Origin of the sequence: Streptomyces pyxinicus (genome assembly GCF_024753135.1) — a bacterium.
Taxonomy (GTDB): domain Bacteria; phylum Actinomycetota; class Actinomycetes; order Streptomycetales; family Streptomycetaceae; genus Streptomyces; species Streptomyces pyxinicus.
The window spans coordinates 124,650-143,404 of sequence record NZ_JANUGP010000016.1 but is presented as its reverse complement, the minus strand read 5'-3'; the positions used below and the strand labels follow the sequence as shown (position 1 = coordinate 143,404).

Sequence of the window (18,755 nt, the reverse complement as noted above, 5' to 3'; positions counted from 1 at the left end):
GAACGGAGCCCAGTCCGAAACGAAGGTGCTGACAATGAGTGACGACAACCGGCAGCTGTGGATCGTCGGCGGCGGAATCGCCGGCATGGCGGCGGCGGCCTTCGCCATCCGCGATGCCGGCCTGCCGGGCGAGCGGATCCACATCCTCGAAGAGCTGGACATCGAGGGCGGCTCCCTGGACGGCGCCAGGTCCCCGGCCCACCGCGACGCCTACGTGACCCGCGGCGGACGCATGCTGGAGGAGGAGGCGTATCACTGCGTGTGGGACCTCTTCAGCTCCATCCCGTCCCGGGACGACCCGGACACCAGCGTCACGGACGAGATCCGGGCGTTCAACGAGAAGGTCGGGACACACGCCAAGGCGCGCCTCATCGACGGCCGGCACCGCGTCCTCGACGCCTCGGACTTCGGCTTCTCCGTCCGGGACCGCGGCGAGCTGACCCGCCTCATGGGCACCCCGGAGAAGCTGCTCGGCAGCAAGCGGATCGACGAGGTGTTCGGCCCGCACTTCTTCACCACCAACTTCTGGCAGATGTGGCGCACCACCTTCGCCTTCCAGCGCTGGCACTCGGCGGCCGAACTGCGCCGCTACTTCCTGCGGTTCGTCCAGGAGTTTCCCCGCATCCACACCCTGTCCGGGGTGCGCCGCACCGTCTACAACCAGTACGACTCCATGGTCGTACCGCTCCAGCGCTGGCTGGTCGCGCAGGGGGTCGACGTGCGCTTCGGCACCCGGGTCCTGGACGTCGACTTCAGCGGCACCCCCGCCACCGGCCGCCGCGCCACCCGCCTGCACATCCAGGACACCGACGGCACCGGCCACATCGACCTCGGCCCGGCGGACTTCGCCCTGCTCACCCTGGGCTCCATCACCGCCGACTCCACCTACGGCGGGAACGACACCGTGCCGGAACTCGTCCGCGACCGCCGCGACCAGGGCTGGTCCCTGTGGGAGACCATCGCCCGCAAGGCCGACGACTTCGGACGGCCCATGTCCTTCTACGGCAACGTCGACGAGCACAAATGGGAGTCGTTCACCCTCACCCTGCGCGACGATGCCCTGCTGAAGCGCATCACCGCCCACACCGGCAACGAACCGGGCACGGGCGCGCTGATGACCTGGGTCGAGTCCGGCTGGCACCTCTCCATCGTGGTCCCCTACCAGCCGCACTTCCCGGACATGCCCGAGAACACGTACACCCTGTGGGGCTACGGCTTCGAGATCGACCGCCCGGGCGACTACGTCCGCAAGCCCATGGCGGAGGCGACGGGCAGGGAGATCCTCACCGAACTCGTGCGCCAGCTCGGCTTCGACGACCTCCTCGACCACGTCCTGGAGACCACGGACGTCACCACGGTGATGATGCCGTACGCCTCGGCCCTCTTCGCCTGCCGGGCCCCCGGGGACCGGCCCGAGGTCGTCCCGGAAGGCGCCCGCAACTTCGCCTTCGCCGGCCAGTTCGTCGAGATGCCCGACGACGTCGTCTTCACCGTGGAGTACTCGGTCCACGCCGCGATGCTGGCCATGTACACCCTGCTCGGCGTCGACCGCGCCATCCCGCCCGTCTACCAGGGCCTACGCGACCCCCAGGTCGCCGCCCGCGCCACCCGCACCCTGGTCCGTGGCCGGGGCGACGACTCCTGAACCGGCTCGCCGGGTGTCCCTACGGGGGCGTGGGCGTGCGGGGCGTGGCAGCCGGCATCGATCTCGCCGAGGCGACGGCACCTGCGTGGACGTGAAGGGAGGGGACTGTCAGTGCCTGGCGCCGCCATGGTCACCGGGGCCATGCCTCCAGATCCTCCGTCACGGGCAGGCACTCGGCGAGCAGGTCGACGACGTCGCGCCAGGCTCGCCGCGCGTGCCGTGGGTGGTAGCCGACGCCGGGTACCACGGGGTGGCCGACCGGCGGGTGGTGGAAGGCGTGCAAGGCGCCGCCGTAGACCACGAGGCGCCAGTCGACGCCCGCGGCCTGCATCTCGGCGGTGAAGGCGTTCCGTTGCGCGGGCGGCATGATCGGGTCTTCCGATCCGACCCCGGCCCACACCGGGCAGCGGATGCGCGCCGTCTCGCCCGGTCGGCCCGTGGTCAGTGCGTTGACTGTCCCGATCGCGCGCAGGCTGACGCCGTCGCGCCCGAGTTCCAGCGCGATGGCGCCCCCGGTGCCGTAGCCGACGGCGGCGATCCGGTCGGGGTCGGTCCGCGGTTCGGTGCGCAACACGTCGAGCGCCGCGTGGCCGATGCCCCGCATCCGGTCGGGATCAGCGAGCAGCGGCAGGCAACGGGCCAGCATCTCCTCGGGGTCGCTCAAGTAGCGCCCGCCGTGAAGGTCGAAGGCCAGCGCCGCATATCCCAGTTCGGCGAGAGCATCGGCCCGGCGGCGCTCGACGTCGCTGAGTCCCATGCCCTCTGGCCCGAGCAGCACAGCGGGCCGGCGGTCGGCGCCGACCGGGAGCGCGAGGTGCCCGATCATCGTCAAACCGTCGGCCGGATACTCGACCGTACGCGTCGTGATCGTCGTCATGAGACTGGACTGTAGTGATCGTCGAGCCGGGTCCGGCGGGTGTTCTGCCGCCGGCAGAACAGCGGAAGTGCGACCATGTCGGGCCCCTGGCGCGCCCGGCCCTCGGATAGGAACGGTCAAGTGCCGGAGGTCAGTTCGGGCGCGGTCTGAGGAGGTCGTCCACCAGGGTGTCCACCAGGCTGCCGGGGACGCTCGATCCCGTCAGGGCGCGGTAGACGATCGGGCCGAGCAGGGCGTCGATCGTGGCGTCGGGGTCGAGCCGGGGGGAGATCTGGCCGTCCTCGGCGCCGTGCGCGAGCATGTCGCGTTCCTGGTCGCGGCGTGGGGCGAGGTAGCGCTGGTGGAAGCTCTCGGCGGTGCCGGGGTCGTGTTGCGCCTGGGCGATGAGCGCGAGCAGGACCTTGCCGGCCGGATCGTCGCCGAGGAAGCGCGCGAAGTCGTGCACGTAGCCGCGGATGCTGTCGGCCGTGGGGTTGTCGGCGGGGACGGGAAGGCGTTTGCGGCTGTCCTCGATGAGCGTGTCGAGGAGGATCTCGACCTTCGAGGGCCACCAGCGGTAGATCGTCTGCTTGGCGACGCCGGCGCGGCGGGCGATGGCCTCGATGGTCAGCGCACTGAAGCCGTGCTCGGCGAGGAGGTCGTCCGCGGCGTGCAGGACGGCGAGTCGTGCGGCCTCGTCGCGCCGGTTGCCTGAGCGCGGTCTGGGGGGCTGTGAACTGGCGCCGGACATACGGCACACCCTACCCGGCAGCCGTCCGGGGTATTGCCTAGACGCGACGTCGCGTCTACTCTGAAAGTCTGTTCGCCACGAAGGAGCGCATATGTCCGGCACGCCTCACCATCAGCCGCGCCAGGCCCTCGTCATCGGAGCCTCTCGGGGGCTGGGGCTCGTCCTCGCCGACGAGCTGGCTCGCCGTGGCTGGCACGTCATCGCCACGGCACGCGGGGACGGCGGTGAGCTGCGCGCGAGAGCCGATGCCCGGGAGGGGCGGCTGGCCGTTGAAACGCTGGAGATGACCAGCTCTGGTCAGCTGGCCGCGCTGCGCGAGCGACTGGCCGGCCGTCGGCTCGATCTGCTGTTCGTCAACGCCGCGATGGACCGGGGAAACCTGCCGATCTCCGAGGTCTCGACCGAGATGTTCACCGAGGTGATGATCACCAACGCGTTGAGCCCGCTGCGTACGCTCGAAGCCCTGCGCGGGCTCGTCGCCCCCGGTGGGACGGTGGCGGTGATGTCCTCCGAGCAGGGCAGCATCACGCTGAACACCGAGGACGGCTACGAGCTGTACAAGGCCAGCAAGGCCGCGCTGAACCAGCTGATGCGCAGCTACGCCACCCGTCATGCCGACGACGGCCACACCAAACTGCTTATCGACCCCGGCCACAACCGGACCCGGCTCGGCGGCCCCGACGCACCCCTCCTGCCCGAGGAGAGCATCCCGGCCGTCGCCGACGTCCTCGAAGCCCAGGCCGGCGCCCCCGGCCTGCAATTCCTCGACCGGCACGGCAACACCGTCCCTTGGTAGGAGGGTGAGGCGTGGATGTCAGCTCACGGCCAGGCCGCCGATGCGGAGTTCGACCTCGTCGTCCACGTGGCTGACTTCGCGGACCAGCCACGTGCGTGCGTCGACGGGAGTACCCGCGGCGGTCGTGTAGGCCGGGACGCCGAGAAGGACGGCGCCCGGCTCGGGCGTGCGCAGTTCGGCGTTGGTGATCACCCCGTCCGAGAAGCGCAGGTCCACCTCGACCGGCCTGGGTTCAGCTGCGAAGGCGGCCGGGTCGGGCAGGCCCTGGACGCGGGGGCGGGCGCCCGGGAAGAGGTGGGTGTGGTCGCAGACGGCCGGGAAGGTGTCGGCGTCGGCCGGCCCTCCGGGGGACGAAGAAGCGAGGGACATCCGGCACTCCAGAAGGGCGTTCGGGGAAGCGGTGGGGTGCCTGTCAGTGTGGTGGCAGGGGTGAAGGTCCGGCCGGTTGCCGCCGCCCTATCGGTTGCCCGATCACACGATCGGCCTGGTCGACGGTCAGTTCGACGTCTCCGAAACCCGCCCCGGCACCGCGTCTCCCTCCCCGGTCACAACGCGTGCGAGCGGACGTCGGAGCCGGTGCCGCTCTCCACCAGCAGCGCGCTCCAGGAGGCCACCGGGCTGATGTTGAGGACGAGGGAGGGGCCGGGACGGTCCGGGTTCTCGCGGGTCAGGGCGGTGTAGAGGTTGAAGAGGGGGTCGTTGGCGCCCAGGTGGCCGAAGCGGCGGAGGTTGTCGCGGCAGGCGGGGTCGAGGGCGACGCCCAGGGCCTCCTCGTGGAAGCGGAAGGCCCCCAGGGAGAGGTTCTGGCCGACGTGGTGGCGGATGTCGGGCGGGCGCAGGCCGTTGCGGTCGAGGAGCCGGTCACGCAGCGCGCGGAGCCGGACCCGGCTCTCCATGGCCAGGGTGAACGAATAGCGGGGCACGTCCGTGCACACCTCCCGCCACGCCTGCTCGGGGCGGTCGCGGAAGTCGACACGGAACAGGTCCCAGTAGGCGCCGCTGCTCTCCATCAGGATGTCGGTGACGCGCACCGGGCCGCCGTCACGGGTGACGAGCAGGGCCTGACCGCAGTCGCCGTACACGGTGACCGGATGGCGGTAGCGGTGCGGGGCCGCCGGCCGGCTGCCGTGGACCACCAGGACGTGACGGACGTCGGGGTCGCCGTACAGCAGGCCCCGCGCGGTCAGCAGGGCCGGAGTGAGGGAGGCGCAGCCGAGACCGCCGACGGAGAACGTCAGCGCCCGGTCGGCGCCCAGCAGGGCCTGGAGCCTGGTGACTTCCGAGGTGATGAACGCCTCGGGCGCCCGGGGCTCCACCACCACGAGCGCGTCCACGTCTCCCGGCTCAAGGCCGGCCTCCGCGAGGGTCTGCCGGGCGGCGCGCAGGGCCAGGTCCACGGTGCTCAGGCCGTCGTCGGCGCGGACCTCGTCGATGCCCAGGGCCTCGCACACCTCCCGCTCGGCCGCCGGCAGTCCGGCGAGTTCCGGCAGGTCCGCGACGGCGACGGCGGTGGGCGGCAGATACCAGGAGGCCGCGCGCAGGGTGATGGCGGCCACCTCAGCCCGCCAGTTCCGTGAAGGCGCGCACGGTCTCGTCGGCGAGGGCGCCGGCCTCCTTCTCGGTGTGGCTGTCGTCGTAGAGCAGGACCAGCCGCAGCGCGCCCTCGGTGACGGTCGACGTCAGGACCAGGGGGAAGCCGCCCGGCAGCAGTCGGGGGGCACCGGAGGTCAGGTCGCGGCGGGCGCGCAGCAGCCGTACGCCGGTGTCGAAGCCGGAGCCGTCGTGGGTGCCGTGGATCACCAGGACCGCGGGCTCGGGCAGGGCGCGCAACCGGTCCACGCCGGGGGAGCGGGGGCTCAGGTGGCGCAGGATGCCGTAGCCGACACCGTCGTTGGGGACGGAGCGGACGGTGTCCGTGACGGACGCGAGAGCGTCCAGGACGTCCGCGCCCGGGTCGGCGGAGAGGGTCAGCGGGTGCAGGGTGGTGAACCAGCCGATGGCGGGGGAGGGGCCGGCCGGGCGGAAGACATTGGGTTCGGCGCGGCCCTCCGTCATCACGGAGACCGTGTGGGTGCCGTGCCGGCGGGCCAGGGCGCAGGCGAACGCGGTCATGGCGGCCGGTTCCGCGTCCGGGCCGCCGCGCAGCACCGGGGCCACCTGGTCCGCCGCCACCGTGCGCTGCACGGCACCGCCCGCCGGCCGTCCGCCGAAGGGGGGATCGCCGACGGGGTACGAGCGGGCTCCGCTCTCCAGGACACTGGTCCAGTAGGCGAGTTCACCGGCCAGCTCGTCGGAGGACGCCATGTGCGTCAGGTGCCGGGACCAGGCGGGCCAAGTCGGCACCGGCACGGGAGCCGGCAGCGGGCGGCCGGCGGCGAGTTCGCCGAGGAGCGTGTCGAGTTCGTCGATGAGGACGACCGTCGACATGTTGTCGAAGACGAAGTGGTGGATCAGCAGGACGACCCAGGCCGGGCGGCCGTGCCCGCGGTCGTAGTAGCGCACGCGCAGGGCAGGCCCCCGCTCCAGGTCGACCAGCGCCTTGAGCCGCGCCAGGTCGGCCGTCAGGAACGCGCGCTCGGCCGCCGGGTCCAGCGGCGGCAGCACCAGCGAGTCGTACACGTCGACGGCGCCCGGCTCGGCCCGCTCGATCCGCCAGCCCAGAGTGTTGCGGGGGAAGTGGTAGCGCAGTGGTTCGTGCCGCGCCAGCAGATGCGCGACCGCGGCCCGCACGCCCTCGGCACCGACCCGCGCGCTGATCTCCAGCAGGTGCGCGTCCGCGAAGTCCGGTGCGCCCGGCGGCATACGGTCCAGGAACGTGCGCATGATCGGCGTGAGTGGCACCGGCTCCGGCTCCGCTCGGCCGGAGCCGGTGCCCGAGGTGTCGGCCGGCCGCGTGGTGGGCGTGGTGACCGATGCCGCCGCCGCCAACTCCCGCAGACTGTGGTGCTGGAGCAACTGCTGTGGCGTGAAGTGGACGCCTGAGCGGGCGGCGCGGGCCGCGACCCGGACACCGAGCACCGAATCCCCGCCCAGGTCGAAGAAGTTGTCGTCGGGCCGGACCCGTTCGCTGCCCAGCAGTTCGGCCACCACCCGGGTCAGGACCTCCTCGGCGTGCCGGGTGCCGTACGTGTCGGGGGAGGCATTCGCCAGGGCGGTCGGGGTGTTCGGCACAGCCGTCTCCTCCAGGGGGGCGTGGTCGAGCCGGCGCAGCAGGGCGCGGTCGAGCTTTCCGGTGGCGGTGAGGGGCAGCCGGTCGTGGCGGACGACCGTCCTCGGCACCATGAAGGCGGGCAGCCGGAGCCGGGCCCACTGGCGCAGGCTCTCCCCGCTCGGTGCCGGGTGCCCGGTGGCCACATGGGCGGTCAGCCGCACCGTGCCGCCGGGGCCCGGTGCGGGCAGCACCACGGCGCCGTGGACCGAGGGGTGGGTGAGGAGTACCCGTTCCGTCTCGGCGGGCTCCATCCGCTGCCCGTGGATCTCGATCTGGTCGTCCAGACGGCCCCGGAACTCGATCGTGCCGTCGGGGCGCAGTCTCCCGAGGTCGCCGGTGCGGTACATCCGGTTGCCCGGCTCGGACGCGAACGGGTCGGCGGTGAAGCGCCGGGCGGTCAGACCGGGCAGCGCGCGGTACCCGCGGCCGACGGCACGGCCGCCGATGGTGATCTCCCCGGTCTCGCCGGCCGCGACCGGCGCGCCGTGGCCGTCCAGCAAGTACACCGAGGCGCCGGTGACGGGCCGTCCGATGCCGGGCAGATCCGACAGGTCGGCGAGTGCGGCCACCCCAGTGGTGCCGTCCGGTCCGGCCACCCCGGTAGTGCCGTCGGGCTCGACCACCCCCGCGGTGGCGACGACCGTGCACTCGGCCGGCCCGTACATGTTCAGCAGCCGGAACGGGCAGTCGGCCGGCGGTCGCACCCGCAGCCGGTCGCCGCCGGTCGCCAGCACCCGCAGCCGGAGCCGTCGCGGCCAGGCGCACTCCGTCAGCACGGTCTCGGCGAGCCGGGTCGGCAGAAAGGCCGCGGTGACGCCGTCCTCGGCGAGCCGGCGCAGGAACGCGCCCGGCTCCTCCAGCGCGGTGGGCGGGAAGTGCAGGGTGGCGCCGGCGCACAGGGCCGACCAGATTTCCAGCACGGCCGCGTCGAACCCGGGTGCCGCCGTCTGCGCCACCCGGTCGTCGCCGGTCAGCTCCATCGCGTCCTGGTACCAGAGGACGAGGTCGAGCAGAGCGGCGTGCGGGATCTCGCAGCCGTGCGGTCTGCCGGTCGAGCCCGAGGTGTGGACGACGTAGGCCAGATCGCCCGGCCCCGGCCGCCGTACCGGAACCGTGTCCTCACCGCCGCCGGGCTCGGCAGGGCGTACGGGCAGGCAGCGGCGGCCGGGCAGCCGGCCGACCACCGGTGCGGAGGCCGGGATGCCGGCGCTGTCCAGCACGTCCTCGATCCGCCCGCGCGGCCAGGCCGGGTCGAGGGGCAGGAAGGCGGCGCCGGCCCGCACCACGCCGAGCCAGCCCACGACCAGGTCCGGGCCCCGGTCGGCGACCACCGGCACCAGGCTTCCCGGTCCGGCGCCGGTGGCGTTGAGGGCGCGGGCGAGCCGGTCGGCCGCCGCGTCGATCTCCGCGTACGTGTGGGTCCCCGAGGCGGTGACCACCGCGGGCCGGTCGGGGTGGCGGGCCGCCTGTCGCCGTACCAGGTCGCCGACGAGCCGCTCATCCCGAGGGGCCGGCTCCGCGCCGACGAGTACGGCGGGCGGGCCGGGCCGCGCGAGTGGCGGGGCGGGCAGGGAGTCCAGCGGGCGGCCGGGGTCCTCCAGCGCGGCGTCCAGCAGCCGGGGGAGCCAGTCGGCCAGGCCGGTCATGGTGGTGTGGTCGAACAGGGCGAGCGCGTACTCCAGGTAGCCGTGCAGCGGGCCGTCGTCCTGGTCGGTCACGCCCACGGTGAGGTCGAACTTTGCGGTGCCCGGCGCGATGCCGCCCGTCGCCGAGTCCAGCAGCCTCGACAGGCGCAGGTCGCCGGGGGGCAGGGCGGGGGCGGGCGCGTTCTGGTAGGTGTAGGCCACGTCGTACACGGGGTGGCGGCCGGGCTCGCGGTGGCGGCAGACCGCGGAGACGATCTTCTCGAACGGCATGTCCTCGTGGTCGAGCACGCCGGCGACGGTCGCGGCACAGCGGCGCACCAGTTCCCCGAAGGCCAGCGGCCCCTCCACCCGGGTGCGGAAGGGCGGCAGGTTGTTGAAGTAGCCGATCAGCTCGTGCGTGGCGGGCTCGGTCCGGCCGGAGGTGCCCACACCGACCACCACGTCGGTCATCCCGGCCCAGCGGTACAGGGCGGCGTCGACGAGGGCGAGCATGGTGACGAAGGTGGTGACGCCCTGGGCGCGGCTGTAGGCACGCACCCGGGCCGCGAGCGGGGCGTCGACGGTGAACTCGGCCATGGCACCCCTGACGTCCTGCACGTCCGGGCGGGGGCGGTCCAGGGGGAGGGGCCTGGTGGTCAGCCCGGCCAGTTCGGCGCGCCAGAAGTCCAGGTCCGCCGCCAGCCGCTCGCCGCTCAGCCGGGTCCGCTGCCAGGCCGCGAAGTCGGCGTACTGAATGGGCAGTTCGGGTAGCTGGGCTGGCGCGCCGGTGGTCCGGGTGCGGTACAGCGCGAAGAGGTCGCGGAAGAACACCGACGGCGACCATCCGTCGAAGACGATGTGGTGGTGGGTGTAGAGCAGGACATGGTCGTCGTCGGCGAGCCGCAGCAACGACGTGCGGAGCAGAGGGCCTTCGGAGAGGTCGAAGGGGCGCAGCGCCTCCTCGTGGGCCAACTCGACGGCATGCGACTCGCGTTCGGCTGGCGGCAGGGTGGTGAGGTCCACCAGCGTGAGGTCGGGGCCGGCGGGCAGCGGTTCGGCGTACGGCTCGCCCTCCTCGTCGCGGACGCGGACCCGCAGGACCTCGTGGCGGGCGGCGAGGTCGGCCAGCGCCCCGCGCAGCGCGTCGGCGTCGAGCGGGCCGCGCAGGCGCAGGTCGGCCGGGATGTTGTAGAGGGGGCCCGGCGGGTGCAGCCGGTCCAGGTACCACAGTTGTTCCTGCCCGTAGGACAGCGGGAGCCGGTCGCGGGAGGCCAGCGAGGGGATGGTCCGCCGCTCGGTGGAAGCTTCGGTCGATCGCTGTCGGCCGGCGAGGTGTGCCGCCAGGGCGCGGACGGTGCGGTGGGCGTACAGGTCGGCGAAGGTGAGGGTGACGCCGAGGTCGTGTTCCAGCCGCCGCAGGACGCTGATGCCGGCGATCGAGGTGCCCCCGAGGGCGAAGTAGTCGGCCTCCGAGTCGAGTTCGCCGGTGCCGAGCACGTCCTGCCAGACGGCGGCGACGAGCCGCTCCGTCTCCGCCGCGCCCCGGCCGGGCGCGGGAGGCCGCCGGTCTTCCGGTACCGAGGTGCGGGGAGTCGTACGCCCCGTGGCCGGGGAGACGCCCTCCGGGGGGCGGGGCCAGCAGCGCACCGGGTCGAAGGGGTACGTCGGTGCCGCGATGCGGGGGATGGCGGTGCCGCGGTAGTGGCGTTCCCAGTCGACCGTGGCGCCCAGTGCGTACAGCCTGCCGAACCGCTCCAGCAGGCCCCGGGTCCCGGCGCCGGCGAGCAGCGGCAGCAGCGGCAGGTCCGGGGCCGCCTCGCGCAGGGCCCGGGACAGCATCCCGTCGGCACCCATCTCGACCAGCACCGCCCCCTCGGCACGGAAGGCGCCGACCGCCCGGCGCAGCCGGTCCGGATCGACGGCGGCCGGTTCCTCGGCGTCGGCGGCACGGGCCGCCTCCTCGGTGCTCATCTCGCCCCGGACGGCGCGTACGGCCGGGGCGTCGGTGCCGCGCCCGACGAGCTGCGTGCCGGTCAGCCCCCAGCTCTCCAGCAGCCGGTGCAGGGCGAGTTGGCGGAGAAGCGTCTCGCCGCGCGAGGCGGTGCCGGACGGGGGCGTCACGGTCGCCAGGGCGGGCTCCAGGGCGGCCAACTCCGCCCATTCCGCGGCCGGAATGACGGCATCGGGGGAGAACAGCAGCACGACGGGCCGCTGTTCGGCCGCGTCCTCGGGTGCGGGCAGCGGTGCCGACCGCAGGGCGCGGGCCAGGTCCGCCGGGTCGGCGGCGGTGACCGCCAGGCGGTGCGGGTGGTCGTCCCGGCCGCGGTTGAGCACATGGGCGAGGGTGCGCAGATCGTGTGCGGTGCCCGCCGCGAAGTCGGCCAGCCGGGTGCGGTACCGGTCCAGGGCGGCGACGGACTTCGCCGAGACGGTGACCAGGCGCACGTCCGGGGCCCCGGACGGCGGGGGCGGCGCGGGCAACGGGTCGGGGGCCTGCTCAAGCACCGCGTGCACGTTGGTCCCGGTCAGGCCGAAGGAACTGACCCCGGCACGGCGCGGCAGACCGTCTGCCCCCGGCCAGGGGCCCCCGGCCGGACGCAGCCGCAGCGGACCGTCGAAGTCGATCAGCGGGTTGGGCTCCGTGAAGTGGGCCAGCGCAGGGAGCACCCCGGAACGCAGGGCGCCCAGCGCCTTCAACAGACCGACGATCCCCGCCGCGTTGCCCAGGTGCCCGATGTCCCCCTTGACCGAGCCGATCACGCAGGACGGGGTGTCCACACCGGCGTCCAGGAACGCCAGCCGCAGGGCGTCGGCCTCCACGACGTCGCCCAGCGGCGTCGCCGACCCGTGACACTCGACGTATCCCACAGTGCGTGGGTCGATGTCCGCGTCCCGCCACGCGGCGGCGATCACCTCCGTCTGGGCCCGCTGGCTGGGGGCGCCCATGCTGGCCGCGCGGTAGCCGTTGTGGTTCACGGCGATGCCCTTGAGCACGGCGAGCACCGGGTCCCCGTCCGCCAGCGCCCGGCGCAGCGGTTTGAGCAGCACGATCCCGCCGCCCTCACCCCCGACGGTGCCGTCCGCACGCGCGTCGAACGGCCGGCAGGAGCCGCTGGGCGACTCGATGCCGCGCAGGGTCTCCCGGTCGTCCCGCACGGTCAGCACCGTCTGCACACTGACCCCGCCGGCCAGCGCGAGGTCGGCCTCACCGCAACGCAGGGCCCGTACCGCCTGGGCCACCGCGGCCAGCGCGCTGCTGCACGCGGTGTCCACCACCAGCGCGGGTCCGACCAGGTCGAGCAGGTACGCCACTCGGGCCGCCGTCGCGGCCGACAGCGTGCCGAGGATCTGCTGCGGGTCGTCGCCCGGGCACAGCGTGTCGTACAGCGAGTCGGTGTGCGCGAGGCACACCGCGGTCCGCGATCCCCGCAGCCGGCCGGGGGCGTACCCGGCGCTCTCCACCGCCTGGTGGGACAGTTGCAGGACCAACCGCTGGTGCGGGTCCATGAGTTCGGCCTCGCGCCGGGAGATCCGGAAGAAGGCGTGGTCGAAGAGGTCGATCCGGTCCAGGTAGCCGAGGGGCAGGTAGGCGTCGCCGGGCGGCGCGTCGTGCAGGCGGACCCGTTCGGCGGTGGGTGGCGCGATGCCGTCGTACCCGGTGCGCAGCCGCCGGTGGAAGTCGTCCAGGCCGTCCGCCCCCGGGAACAGCCCCGCCGCTCCGATGATCGCCACGTCCTCGTGCCGCATTCCTCAACTCCCGGTCGGTCCTCGGTCGTCATGGTCTCGGGGCCGGCCCGGCGCGCTCGTCACAGGTCGTGCCGAGCGGTACGGGCGCCGCCGGTGCCCTCGTCCAGCAGCCGTGCCATCGCCTCGATCGTCGGATGTTCGAGAAGCTGGACGATGGGCAGCTCCCGGCCGCACAGCTCCTCCAGCCGTCCGCGCAGGTCGACCAGGCGCAGGGAGGTGCCGCCCGCGTCGAAGAACTTCTCCCGCACGTCGAACACGTCCCGGCCGAGCAGCGCCGTCCAGGCGTCGGCCACGGACTTCTCGGTGGGCGTACCCGGCGGCCTGGCCAGGGGCGCCGCGGGGCCGGGTCCCGGTGCGTCCCGGGCGGCGAGCGCCTGTCGGTCGGTCTTGCCGGACGGCAGACGCGGCAGCGCGTCCAGCGGGACGACCGAGCCGGGCACCGCCGCGCGCGGCAGATGATGACTCAACCACGCGCGCAGGTCGCCGCCTTGACGAGCGGAACCCGTCACGAAGGCCCGGATGCCCGGACGGCCGTCCTCCCCGTCGACGGCGACGACGGCCGCCTCCGCCACCCCGGGGCACCGGGCGAGCAGGTGCTCGATCTCGTCCAGCTCCACCCGCACCCCGCTCACCTTGACCTGGCGGTCGGTACGGCCACGATGGTCGAGGAGTCCGTCGGGACGGCGCCGTGCCAGATCGCCGGTGCGGTACATCCGGCCGCCGGCGCCGGGGGCGAACGGGTCCGCCACGAACCGCGCGGCGGTCTGTCCGGGCGCGCCCAGATAGCCCTGCGCGACACCGGGCCCGGCGACATACAGCTCGCCGGTCACCCCGGGCGGCACGGGACGCAGCCGGCGGTCCAGGACATAGGCCCGCACGCCCGGCAGGGGGCGGCCGATCGGCGGCGGCCCGCTGTCCGGCAGCCCGCGCGTGTCGCACCAGGTGGCGAAGACCGTCGTCTCGGCCGGCCCGTACCCGTTGACCACGGCATACGGCACCGGACCGGCCGGCAGCCGGGTCAGCCGCTCCCCGCCGAGCAGCACATGGCGCAGCCGGCGGGCACCGGCCAGGGCGCCGTCCGCGAACAGCCGCTCCCCGACGGCGGTGGGGAAGAAGCACAGTGTCAGCCCCTCCTCGGCGACCCAACGGCCCAGCGCGCGCGGGTCGCGGCGCAGCGCGGGCTCGGCGACGCACAGGCACGCTCCCCGGCACAGCGCCGCCCAGACCTCGCCCACACTGGCGTCGAAGGACAGGTCGGCGACCTGACCGTGCCGCTCGTCGGGGCAGGCCGGGAAGGCCTCGGCGTAACCGGCCAGCAGGCTGACCACACCGCCGTGGGTGAGGACGACACCCTTGGGGCGGCCCGTGGAGCCGGAGGTGTGGACGACGGCCAGGGGATCGTCCGGCCCCGGGGGAGGCGGCGCCGTGGCGTGGGGCGCGGGAGGCAGCTCGGTGTCGGCGTCCAGCACCAGCACGGCACCGGAGTCGGCCGCGATGGCGGCCAGGCGCCCGGCCGGCGCGTCCGGTTCGGCACTGAGGCAGGCCGCCCCGATCCGGGCGAGCGCGACGAACGCCGTGACGGCCTCGGCACCCGGCGGCAGGACGACCCGGACCCGGTCGCCGCGCCGCACGCCCCGGCCCGTCAGCCGGGCGGCGAGGTCGCGGGCCCGGCGGTCCAGTTCGCCGTAGCTCGTCGTCCGGCCCCGCACCCGCAGCGCCGGGGCGTGCGGTGCGCGCCGTACGACGGCGTCGAACAGCTCGGTCACCGTCTCGCCCCCGAGGTCCCGGACCGGTCCGGGACCGGGCGCGGTGAGCGCGCGCCGCTGCGCCGCGTCGGTCAACGGGAAGCGGTGCAGAGGTACGTCGGGGGCGGCAGCGGCGGTGTCGAGTACGGCGAGCAGGTGGCGGCCGATCCCGGCGACGGTTGCCCGGTCGAACAGGGCCGTGCGATAGCGGAGTTCGGCCGACAGCTCCCCGGCACGCTCACGGAACTCGAAAGCGAGGTCGAACTGCGCCACGGGCAGGTCGACATCCTCCTCCGTCACCCGCAGAACGGGCGAACCGGCCTTCGCCGCCGGGGTGTTGTGCAGGACGACCGCGACCCGGGTCAGCGCCGGACGGCCTCGCTCCCCGCTCTGCCCGAGGCCCGCGACCACCTGCTCGAAGGGCGTGTCCGCGTGGTCGAAGGCCGTCAGCACGCCGTCCCGGACCTGGGCCAGCAGACCCGTGAAGGACAGCGCCTCGTCGACCCGGGTCCGCAACACCAAGGTGTTCACGAAGAAGCCGACCAGCCCCTCGTACTCGATACGGTCGCGCCCGGCGACGACGGTGGCCACCGGGATGTCGTCCTGCGCGCAGTACCGGGCGAGCACCAGCTGCACGGCCGTCGTCAGGACCGTGAACAAGGTGGTGTCATGGCCGGCGCCGAGCGCGCGCAACCGCCGGGTGGAGTCGGCGGTCACCGTCAGCCGCTCGGTGCTCCCCGCCGGATGCCAGGTGGCCGGGCGCGGCCGGTCGAGGGGCAGGTCCAGCGGGGTCGCGCCGGCCAGTTGCCGGCGCCAGTAGGCGAGGCCGGCCTCGGTGTCCGGGCCGGCGCGGTGCCGTTGCCGCTCGGCGAAGTCGGCGTACCGCGCGGGCAGCGGAGCGAGGGCCGGCGGCTCCCCGTGCGCGGCCGCCGTGTAGCAGGCCGTGAGGTCGCTCAGCAGGACCGCCATCGACCAGCCGTCGCAGGCGATGTGATGCGTCGCCAGGTGCAGGACGTGGGTGTCCTCGGCGAGCCGCAGCAGCCGGACCCGCAGCAGCGGCCCGTGCCTGAGGTCGAAGGGCTCGGTGGTGTACGCCCGCAGCAGCCGGTCCAGTTCCCGCGCGCGGGCGTCCGGGGGCAGCGCCGACAGGTCCGTCAGGTCTGCCGTCACCGGGGCGGGCGGGTGGACGCTCTGGTGGGTGCCGTCGAAGGTGGCGCGCAGCACCTCGTGGCGCCCGGCGAGCGTGGTGAGGGCCGTGTCCAGCGCGCCGAGGTCGAGCCGGCCGTGCAGCCGGAGCGGCAGGACGGAGTTGTACTCGGGGCTGCCGGGCGCGAGTTCGTACAGGTACCAGAGCCGCCGCTGGCCGGGGGAGAGAGGCGTGCGCACGGCCGAGGCCCGGGTGTCCGGCGCCGGGTCGGCCGGGCGGCGCTCGGGCAGGGCGCGTTCGGCGGGCGTGCGGGGAGCCACATGGCGCACCTCTGGGGCGACACGGGTGGACGGGGGTGCGGTGGGGGCTTGGGGCGCCCGACCGCGGGCGCTGCCGGGCGGGGACGGCAGCGCGGACAGCGGGCGGCGGGCCGCACCGGGCGCCGCGACCAGCAGCGCGACCAGATGGCCGGCCAGGGCCCGGCAGGTGTCCGCGTCGAACAGGTACGGGTCGTACACCAGCCGCAGCGCCAGGCTCTCGCCGGCGGAGACGACCACGTTCAGCGGGTGGTTGGTCACCTCCACCGCGTCCAGGTCGGCCAGGTCTGCGCCGAGAGCGGCGAACGCGGCGGTGTCCACCGGGTAGTTCTCGAACACGACGATGCTGTCGAAGAGGGCGGCACCGCCCGGCTGTCCGCCGGGACGCGGCAGGGAGGACACCGCGAGGTGGTCATGGCGCCGGTCCGCGATCCGCTCGGCGTGCAGCGCCGCCAGCCAGGGAGCCAGCTCCGCCTCCGGATCGGCGCACACCCGTACCGGCACGGTGTTCACGAACATGCCGATCATGGCCTCGACGCCGGGCACGTCCGGGGTCCGCCCGGAGACGGTCGCCCCGAAGCACACGTCCGCGACACCGCCGTACTGCCACAGCAGCACCACCCACATGCCCTGCACGACGACGTCCACCGGCACCCGGTGCCGACGGGCGAAGTCGTACAGCTCGGCCGAGGCGGTGGCGGTGAGACGGGCGTCCACCACCGCGTCCGACCGGATGCGGTGGGCGCGCGCGGGCGGCCGGTCGAAGGGCAGCGGGGTGGCCGTACGCAGCCCGGCCAGCCGCTCCCGCCAGTGCCCGGCCGCTACGGCGGTGTCCCGGGCCGCCGGCCGGCGCAGGTACTCGGTGGAGGCGGGCCGCGCGGGCGGACCGGTGTCGGGGTCGGCGTGCCGGGCCAACACGTCGGACAGGACGAGGAAGACGCTCCAGTCGTCCAGCAGCACACGGGGGAAGGTCCACACCACGCGGACGCGGTCGCCGGGCAGCCGCGCCAGGGCCAGCCGCATCAGGGGCGGCCGGTCCAGGGCCAGGGGTGCCGCGCGGTCGGCGGTCAGCAGGTCCCGCAGCCGCTCCTCCTGTTCCGCCCGGGGCAGCGCGCGCCAGTCGTGGTGGGCGACCGGCATGGTGCAGTGCCGGTGCACGGCCAGCAGGGGCCGGCCCGCGTCGGCCCACACCACGGCGGCCCGCAGCTCCGGCGTCCGCTCCACGGTGTGCTGCCAGGCACGGGCCAGCGCGCCGGGATCGGGTACGCCCCGCACTTCGAGATGGACCTGCTTCAGGTAGACACCCGCGTCCGGGGCGGACAGCTGGTGGAACAGCATGCCGCTCTGCACGGGAGTGAGCGGGAGCAGGTCCCGCACCGCGCGCCCGTCACCCACGAGCCGGTCCACCTCGGCCTGCTCCAGACCGGCCGGCGGGAAGCCCGACGGCTCGACCCCGGCCCCCGAGAACTTCACCTGGTCGTCCGCGCGCCCGAGGAACTCGACCTGTCCGTCGAGACGTTGGCGCACCAGGTCACCGGTGCGGAACATCCGGGAACCGGGCGGGCCGAAGGGATCGGCGGTGAAGCTCCGGGCGGTCCACCCCGGCCGGCCGTGGTAACCGCGGGCGAGTCCGGGGCCGGTCAGGCACAGCTCGCCGGTCTCTCCGGCGGGCACCGGCCGCAGCTCCCGGTCCAGCACCCGGACCCGCGCACCGGCCACGGGCCGTCCGATCAGCGCCGCGCCGCCCGGACGGACACGCCGGCTCAGCGCGTCCACGGTGGCCTCGGCCGGGCCGTAGGTGCTGCGACAGACGACGTCGTCGGCGCGGGCCAGTTCCGTGCAGAGCGCCGTGTCCGGTGCCTCGCCGCCCACGGTGATGTCGAGCGGCCGATGACCGCCCCCGGACAGCAGACCCGCGCGCAGCAGCAGCCGCAGCCGGGAAGGGGTGTCGTGCAGGACGTCCAGCCGGGAGCGGGCGCACAGGTCGGCCAGTGCCTCCGGGTCGTCACGGGTCAGGGCGTCGACGACGTGCAGTTCGTGGCCCGCCACCAGCCACATCAGGGGCGCCCAGGAGGCGCCGAAGGTCGGCGGGAGCGTGTGGGCCACCCGCAGCCGCCGGCCCCCGGCCGCCCGCGCCGTCGGCCCGGCGCACCGGGACTGGTGGTCGAGGTAGAGGTTGACCAGGTTGGCGTGCGGGATCGTGACCCCCTTGGGCCGGCCCGAGGAGCCCGAGGTGTACAGGAGACAGGCGGCGTTGGCCGGGAGCGGGCGCACCGGGACCGGGGTCCCCGCGCCGCCCGGCCCTTCCGTGTCGTCCGCGTACAGCCGGGCCGGGCCGTGCGCGGGCAGCCGCCGCCCCGCCTCCCGGCCGGTGAGGACGAGCGCGGCGCCGGAGTCGGCCGGCAACCGGGCCAGCCGCTCGGCGGGGTGCTCCGGATCGAGCGGCACCAGCACGCCCCCCGCCCGCAGCACGGCCAGCGTTCCGGCGACCAGGCCGGGGCCCGGCTCCAGGCAGAGGCCGACCGGAGTCTCCGGGCGGACGCCGTGCGCGGCCATCAGGACGGCCAACCGCTCCACACGAGCGTCCAGTTCGGAGAAGGTGAGCCGTGCGGCTCCGCACACGAGTGCCGTCGCGTCCGGTGTGCGTGCGGCCCGCGCCGTGAAGAGATCGTCCAGGAGACGGTCGTCCCCGTGCCGTCCGCGCATGCGACACCTTCCCGTCCGGCTGTGCACAGTCTGCGAAGCGTGCGAAGTGGCGCGGTTTCTCGGGACAGCGGTGGGAGCGGTGTTGGCCGCGTTCTTCTGGCACCCGCGTCCGGAACGGCCGGACCCCCGGTGTCAGATGCGGGATATTAACAAGCACACCTCGGCGCGGCAATGTCCGGTCCGATGGGTACCCCTTACCGGTCAGAAAC

General features: G+C 74.4%; 8 protein-coding genes. 2 read left to right on the top strand and 6 right to left on the bottom strand.

Features of this window, described 5'->3' with window-relative positions; translation table 11 throughout:
- Nucleotides 1–34: 34 nt before the first annotated feature.
- A complete protein-coding gene (locus tag NX794_RS21295; RefSeq protein ID WP_258780227.1) occupies nt 35–1,645 on the top strand; it encodes an oleate hydratase in 1,611 nt (536 codons plus the stop codon).
- Between the two features lie 130 nt (nt 1,646–1,775).
- On the opposite strand, the gene NX794_RS21290 is transcribed toward NX794_RS21295, so the two are convergent.
- Nucleotides 1,776–2,522 (bottom strand): dienelactone hydrolase family protein, encoded by a 747-nt coding sequence (locus tag NX794_RS21290; protein WP_258780226.1) that lies wholly within the window; start codon nt 2,520–2,522, stop codon nt 1,776–1,778.
- Nucleotides 2,523–2,652: 130 nt separating this feature from the next.
- A complete protein-coding gene (locus tag NX794_RS21285; RefSeq protein ID WP_258780225.1) occupies nt 2,653–3,252 on the bottom strand; it encodes a TetR/AcrR family transcriptional regulator in 600 nt (199 codons plus the stop codon).
- 91 nt (nt 3,253–3,343) lie between these two features.
- On the opposite strand from NX794_RS21285, the gene NX794_RS21280 reads away from it, so the two are divergent.
- Complete coding sequence (locus NX794_RS21280; protein WP_258780224.1) at nt 3,344–4,048, top strand: SDR family NAD(P)-dependent oxidoreductase; 705 nt, start codon at nt 3,344–3,346, stop codon at nt 4,046–4,048.
- An 18-nt stretch (nt 4,049–4,066) separates the two neighbouring features.
- Here NX794_RS21280 and NX794_RS21275 read toward each other — a convergent pair whose 3' ends face one another.
- The 4 genes from NX794_RS21275 to NX794_RS21260 all read right to left on the bottom strand — a co-directional run bounded on the left by NX794_RS21275 (nt 4,067) and on the right by NX794_RS21260 (nt 18,546).
- Complete coding sequence (locus NX794_RS21275; RefSeq protein ID WP_258780223.1) at nt 4,067–4,417, bottom strand: hypothetical protein; 351 nt, start codon at nt 4,415–4,417, stop codon at nt 4,067–4,069.
- Between the two features lie 176 nt (nt 4,418–4,593).
- Nucleotides 4,594–5,604, bottom strand: coding sequence for a 3-oxoacyl-ACP synthase (locus NX794_RS21270; protein WP_258780222.1), 1,011 nt, complete (start codon nt 5,602–5,604; stop codon nt 4,594–4,596).
- 1 nt (nt 5,605) lies between these two features.
- Nucleotides 5,606–12,631 (bottom strand): non-ribosomal peptide synthetase, encoded by a 7,026-nt coding sequence (locus tag NX794_RS21265; protein ID WP_258780221.1) that lies wholly within the window; start codon nt 12,629–12,631, stop codon nt 5,606–5,608.
- A 59-nt stretch (nt 12,632–12,690) separates the two neighbouring features.
- Nucleotides 12,691–18,546 (bottom strand): non-ribosomal peptide synthetase, encoded by a 5,856-nt coding sequence (locus NX794_RS21260; RefSeq protein ID WP_258780220.1) that lies wholly within the window; start codon nt 18,544–18,546, stop codon nt 12,691–12,693.
- Nucleotides 18,547–18,755: the final 209 nt, after the last annotated feature.